Source organism: Herbidospora cretacea (assembly GCF_001570605.1).
Taxonomy (GTDB): domain Bacteria; phylum Actinomycetota; class Actinomycetes; order Streptosporangiales; family Streptosporangiaceae; genus Herbidospora; species Herbidospora cretacea.
This window is the reverse complement of record NZ_BBXG01000035.1, coordinates 1-6,383: the sequence shown is the minus strand read 5'-3', so window position 1 is coordinate 6,383 and position 6,383 is coordinate 1. Positions and strand designations below refer to the sequence as shown.

At 70.7% G+C, this 6,383-nt stretch carries 5 protein-coding genes; all 5 read left to right on the top strand.

Annotated features, from left to right (window positions below; translation table 11 throughout):
- The first annotated feature begins 76 nt into the window (after positions 1–76).
- Positions 77–1,960, top strand: a complete 1,884-nt coding sequence (dnaK, locus tag AW270_RS36965; protein WP_061300811.1) for a molecular chaperone DnaK — start codon at positions 77–79, stop codon at positions 1,958–1,960.
- Positions 1,961–2,015: 55 nt separating this feature from the next.
- Positions 2,016–2,543, top strand: coding sequence for a nucleotide exchange factor GrpE (locus AW270_RS36960; protein WP_218009446.1), 528 nt, complete (start codon positions 2,016–2,018; stop codon positions 2,541–2,543).
- Positions 2,543–3,517, top strand: a complete 975-nt coding sequence (locus tag AW270_RS36955; protein ID WP_061300809.1) for a DnaJ C-terminal domain-containing protein — start codon at positions 2,543–2,545, stop codon at positions 3,515–3,517. Before AW270_RS36960 ends, AW270_RS36955 begins: the two co-directional genes overlap by 1 nt.
- Entirely contained in the window at positions 3,514–3,825 is a 312-nt protein-coding gene (locus tag AW270_RS36950) for a chaperone modulator CbpM (protein ID WP_061300808.1), read from the top strand. Before AW270_RS36955 ends, AW270_RS36950 begins: the two co-directional genes overlap by 4 nt.
- Positions 3,816–6,383, top strand: a 2,568-nt coding sequence (gene clpB / locus AW270_RS36945) for an ATP-dependent chaperone ClpB (RefSeq protein ID WP_061300807.1), incomplete at its 3' end; no start/stop codon positions are given. The genes AW270_RS36950 and clpB, both read left to right, overlap by 10 nt.

Here is a 6,383-nt window from a genome sequence, read left to right as displayed (position 1 = left end):
CGGCGCATCGCGGCCGAGATCAGCGAAACCCGGCAGGGATGGGCCAGACCACGCGGAACCGTGAGGGGACATGGCGATGGCGAAGGCAGTAGGCATCGATCTGGGCACGACGAACTCCGTGATCGCGACGACCGAGGACGGCCATCCATCAGTCATCCCGAATGCCGAGGGGTCGCGGACCACACCATCGGTGGTGGGTTTCACCGACCAGGGTGAGGTCCTGGTCGGCCAGATGGCCCGCCGTCAGGCGATCCTGAATCCGAAGGGGACGATCTATTCGGCCAAGCGGTTCATGGGCCGGCGCTTCGACGAGGTTCACGACGAGACCAAGGCGGTCTCGTTCGACGTCGCGGCGGGTCCCGACGGGGCCGTGCGGTTCAAGGTCAAAGACAAGCAGTACGCGCCGGAGGAGATCTCGGCGTTCGTGCTCAGGAAGCTGATCGCCGACGCGGCGAAGTTCCTGGGCGAGAAGGTCACCGAGGCCGTCATCACCGTGCCCGCCTACTTCAACGACGCCCAGCGGCAGGCCACCAAGGACGCCGGGAAGATCGCCGGCGTGGAGGTCCTGCGCATCATCAACGAGCCGACCGCGGCCGCTCTGGCCTACGGGCTGGACAAGAAGGGCAGCGAGACCGTCCTCGTGTTCGACCTGGGCGGCGGGACCTTCGACGTCAGCGTCCTCGACATCGGCGACGGCGTGGTCGAGGTCCGCTCCACGGCTGGGGACACCCACCTGGGCGGCGACGACTTCGACCGCAGGATCGTCGACCACCTGGCCGACGAGTTCCAGCGTCAGGACGGCATCGACCTGCGCGCGGACCCGCAGGCCCTGCAGCGGCTCTTCGAGGCGGCCGAGAAGGCCAAGGTGGAACTGTCGGCGGTCAGCCAGACCCAGATCAGCCTCCCGTTCATCACGGCGGACGCGAACGGGCCCAAGCACCTGAACACGACGCTGATGCGGTCCACCTTCGAGCAGATCACCGCCGACCTGATCGAGCGGGTCAAGGGCCCGGTCGAGCAGGCCATGGGCGACGCCAAGCTGACCTCGGCCGATCTCGACGAGGTGATCCTGGTCGGCGGGTCCACCCGCATGCCCGCGGTGCAGCAGACGGTGCGCCGCATGACGGGCAAGGACCCCAACATGACGGTCAACCCCGACGAGGTCGTGGCGCTCGGCGCGGCGGTGCAGGCGGCCGTCATCAGGGGTGAGGTCAAGGACGTCGTGCTGCTCGACGTCACCCCGCTGTCGCTCGGAGTGGAGACCCTCGGCGGTCTCATGACGAAGGTCATCGAACGGAACACCACGATCCCGGCCCGCCGGACCGAGATCTTCAGCACCGCCGAGGACAACCAGTCGGCCGTCGACGTGGTCATCCTGCAGGGCGAGCGGGAACGCGCCGCCGACAACCGGGTGCTCGGCCGGTTCCGGCTGGAGAACATCCGGCCCGCGCCGCGCGGGGTGCCGCAGGTCGAGGTCACCTTCGACATCGACGCGAACGGCATCCTCAACGTGACCGCCAAGGACAAGGACACCGGAGCCGAGCAGCGCATCACGATCAGCGAGAGCTCCAACCTCGACACCAGCGAGATCGACCGGATGATCGCCGACGCCGAGCGGCACCGCGCCGACGACGTCGCCCTCCGCGAGGCGGTCGACGCACGCAACGAGCTGGACTCGATCGCCTACCAGGTGGAGCGGCGCCTGTCCGACCTGGGGGACGCCGTCCCGGTGCACGAGAAGGCACGGGCGGAACAACTGATCGCCGACGCCCGCCAGGCCATCAAGGAGGAGGCACCCGTCGACCGGCTGCGCATCCTTACCGGAGAGCTGCAGCAGGTCTTCCATGCACTGGGCGCTCAGCCGGGGCGGCCCGAGCAGCAGGCGCAGCAGCCGGGACAGCCCGGCGCGGGCGGGCCGGACGATGACGTGATCGACGCCGAGTTCACCAGGCCCGAGTGACATGACCGACAAGGACGGAACCCCACGTCAGGGCCGTGTGCCAACGACCGAGGCCATGAAGGACGGCCCGGCTGCGGAGGGGCAGGCCACATCCGGGACGAGCCGCGAAAACGGCGCGACGGCGGCCGGCGCGGGGGTCGGCACGGACGCCCGGCTGGAGGAGCTCCACGACCGGTGGCTGCGCGCGGTCGCGGAGCTGGACAACCTCCGTAAGCGGACGGCCAGGGACCTCACCAGACAGCGGCTCGACGAACGGGCCAGGGTCGCCGCGGAGTGGCTGCCGGTCGTCGACAACCTCGAACTGGCGCTGCGGCACGCGGACGACGCCGGCGCCGATCCGATCATCGAAGGCGTCCGCTCCGTCCGCGACCAGGCGGTGGCCGTGCTCGCCCGGCTGGGCTTCCCGCGCGTCGAGGATCTCGGGGCCCGGTTCGACCCCGCCAGGCACGAGGCCGTGAGCACGGTGGAGGACCCGCAGGCCGAGCCGGGCACGGTCGTCGCCGTCGTACGGCCCGGCTACGGAGAGGGCCCCGACCAGTTGCGACCCGCGTCGGTCGTCGTGTCGACCAAGTCGGAGGACTGATGGCTGACCGCGACTTCTACGAGATCCTCGGCGTGCCGCGAACGGCCGGCCGCGAGGAGATCCAGCGGGCCTACCGCAAGCTCGCGCGCTCCCATCATCCCGACGTCAACAAGGACCCGAGCGCCGAAGACCGCTTCAAGGAGGTGTCGGAGGCCTACGAGGTGCTGTCCGATCCCGAGACCCGGCGGCGCTACGACGCGTTCGGCCGGGACTTCCGGCAGGTGCCCGAGGGAGTGGACCCGGCGGCGTACGCCCGGGCCCGGGCCGGGGCGGGCACGGGAGGCAGAGCCGGCTGGGCAGGAGGTCCGGCCGGGCAGGAGGTCCGGTTCGAGACCGGAGAGGGCATCGACTTCGAGGACCTGTTCGGCGGCATGTTCGGAGGCCGCGCAGGACGCGCGGGCCGCGGCTGGGGGCCGATGCCCGGCGCCGACCAGGAGGCGGAGCTGCCGCTGACGGTCGAGGAGGCCTACCGCGGCGGCCGCCGCACGATCACCCTGCCCCGCGCCAGAGGTTCCCGGACGCTGGAGGTCACGATCCCTCCGGGCGTCCGGGACGGGCAACGGATCCGGCTCGCGGATCAGGGCGGCGAGGGCGCCGGCGGCGCGAAGAGGGGCGACCTCTACCTGATCGCGCGGATCACTGATCATCCCCGCTACCGCGTCGAGGGACGGGACATCCACGTCCAGCTTCCCCTCACCCCGTCGGAGGCCGCGCTGGGCGCGACCGTGGCGGTGGAGACCCCCGGTGGCGAGGCGAAGGTCAAGGTGCCGCCCGGTTCCTCCTCCGGACGCCGCCTGCGCCTGCGGGGACAGGGGATGCCCCATCCCCGCGGCGCTCCCGGGGACCTGTTCGCCGAAGTCCGGATCATGGTCCCCCGCACGCTGAGCGCCGAGGAGCGCCGTCTCTATGAGCGGCTGGCCGACGTCTCCGGCTTCGACCCACGCGCCGAATCGGAAGGGAGGGCCCGGTCATGAGCCATCCGCTGGTCCGGCTCCCGCTCCTGGACCTGGAATCCTTCGCGCGGGCGACCGGCCTGCATCCGGAGCTGGTGCGCCGCCTGGTCGCGCTCGGCCTGATCGAGGCCTTCCGCGACCCGGCGGGGGACCTGTGTTTCCCGCCCTCCCAGCTCGCCGCCGCCGGGCGCCTCCAGCGGCTGCACACGCAACTGGCTGTCAACTACGCCTCTCTGGGCCTGGTGGCGGACCTGCTCGATCGCATCGCGGAGCTCGAAGCGGCTCTGCGGACCCGCACGAGAACTCAGGGAGGCATGCCGTGGACGTGAACCGCCTGACTCAGAAGTCGCAGGAGGCCCTGCAGGGCGCCCAGACCAAGGCGACCCGCTTCGGCCACACCGAAGTCGACGGCGAGCATCTGCTGTCCGCGTTGCTGGACCAGCCGGAGGGGCTGGCCCCCCGCCTGCTCTCGGCCGCCGGCGCCGACGCGGACAAGCTGGCGCTGGAGGTGGAGGCCGAGCTGGAACGCCGGCCCCGCGTGACCGGCCCCGGCGCCGCACCCGGCCAGGTGTACCTGACCCAGCGGCTGTCCCGCCTGCTGGACGCGGCCGATCGGGAGGCCAGGAGGCTGAAGGACGAGTACGTCTCGGTCGAGCACCTGCTGCTGGCGCTGCTCGACGAAGGGCCGGACACCTCCGCCGGGCGGCTGCTCAAAGCGCACGGGCTGAACCGCGAACGTTTCCTGGAGGTCCTCACGCAGGTGCGCGGCAACCAGCGGGTGACCTCCGCCACCCCGGAGGTCGCCTATGAGGCCCTGGAGAAGTACGGCCGCGACCTGGTGGCCGCCGCCAGGGCGGACAAACTCGACCCGGTGATCGGCCGCGACGGCGAGATCCGCAGGGTCGTGCAGATCCTGTCGCGCAAGACCAAGAACAATCCCGTTCTCATCGGCGATCCGGGCGTCGGCAAGACCGCGATCGTCGAGGGGCTGGCCCAGCGGATCGCCCGGGGTGACGTCCCGGAGGGCCTGAAGGACAAGACGATCTTCAGTCTCGACGTGGGCGCCCTCGTCGCGGGGGCGAAGTACCGGGGCGAGTTCGAGGAACGCCTCAAGGCCGTGCTGACCGAGGTCACCTCGGCGGAGGGCCGGATCCTGCTGTTCGTCGACGAGGTGCACAACGTCGTCGGCGCGGGCGCGGCCGAGGGCTCCATGGACGCGGGGAACATGCTGAAGCCGATGCTGGCCCGCGGCGAACTCCACATGATCGGCGCCACGACGGTCACCGAGTACCGCAAGCACATCGAGAAGGACGCCGCGCTGGAACGCCGCTTCCAGCCCGTCTTCGTGGACGAGCCGTCGGTGGAGGACTCCATCTCCATCCTGCGCGGCCTGCGCGAGCGCCTTGAGGTCTTCCACGGCGTGAAGATCGCCGACAACGCCGTCGTCGCGTCGGTCGTGCTCAGCCATCGCTACATCAGCGACCGCTTCCTGCCCGACAAGGCGATCGACCTGGTCGACGAGGCGTGCGCGATGCTCCGTACGGAGATCGACTCCATGCCTGCGGAGCTGGACGAACTCACCCGCCGGGTGATGCGCCTGGAGATCGAGGAGGCGGCCCTCGCCGATGAGGACGACCCGGCGAGCCGGACCCGCCTGGAGGCGCTGCGCGCCGAGCTCGCCGACGTGCGCACCCAGGCCGACGCCATGCGCGCCCAGTGGGAGGCCGAGCGGCACGCCCTGCACAAGGTGCAGGGCGTCCGCCAGGAGATCGAGACGGTCCGGCGCGAGGCCGAACAGGCCGAGCGCGTGTACGACCTGAACCGCGCCGCCGAGCTGATGCACGGCAGGCTCCCCGAGCTGGAACGCAAGCTGGAGGCCGCGGAGGCGCAGCTGGAATCCAAGCACGGCGCGGGACGGCTGCTCCGTGAGGTGGTGACGGAGGAGGAGATCGCCGGGATCGTGTCCCGCTGGACCGGCATCCCGGTCAGCAGGCTCCAGGAGGGCGAGCGGGGCAAACTGCTCCACCTCGACCAGATCCTGCACGGGCGCGTCATCGGCCAGGACGAGGCCGTGCAGGCGGTCGCCGACGCGATCATCCGGGCGCGTTCCGGGATCAAGGACCCGCGCCGGCCCATCGGCTCGTTCGTCTTCCTCGGCCCGACCGGCGTGGGGAAGACCGAACTGGCCAAGACCCTCGCCGAGGCGCTGTTCGACACCCAGGACAACATCGTCCGCGTCGACATGAGCGAGTACCAGGAGCGCCACACGGTCAGCCGGCTGGTCGGCGCCCCGCCCGGATACGTCGGCTACGAGGAGGGCGGCCAGCTCACCGAGGCCGTCCGGCGCAAGCCGTACTCGGTCGTGCTGTTCGACGAGATCGAGAAGGCGCACACGGACGTCTTCAACACCCTGCTGCAGGTGCTCGACGACGGGCGGCTCACCGACGCCCAGGGCCGTACGGTCGACTTCCGCAACACCGTGATCATCATGACGTCCAACATCGGCTCGCTCTTCCTGAGCGAGAAGACCGGCCCGGCGGGTGAGATCGATCCTGAGGTCCGCGAGATGGTGATGGCCGAACTGCGCGCGCGGTTCCGGCCCGAGTTCCTCAACCGGATCGACGACATCGTGCTGTTCAAGCCCCTCACCGAGCCGGAGATCGAGCAGATCGTGGCACTGATGTTCACCGAGATCAGGAGCCGGATCACCGAACGCGGGATGACGCTGGAGGTCACCCCCGAGGCGGTGCGCTTCATCGCCGAGCAGGGCTTCGACCCCGTCTACGGCGCACGGCCGCTGCGCCGCTTCATCGCCCGCGAGGTCGAGACCCGCGTCGCCCGCGCCCTGGTCGCCGGCGACGTCCACGACGGCGCCGTCATCCGTGTC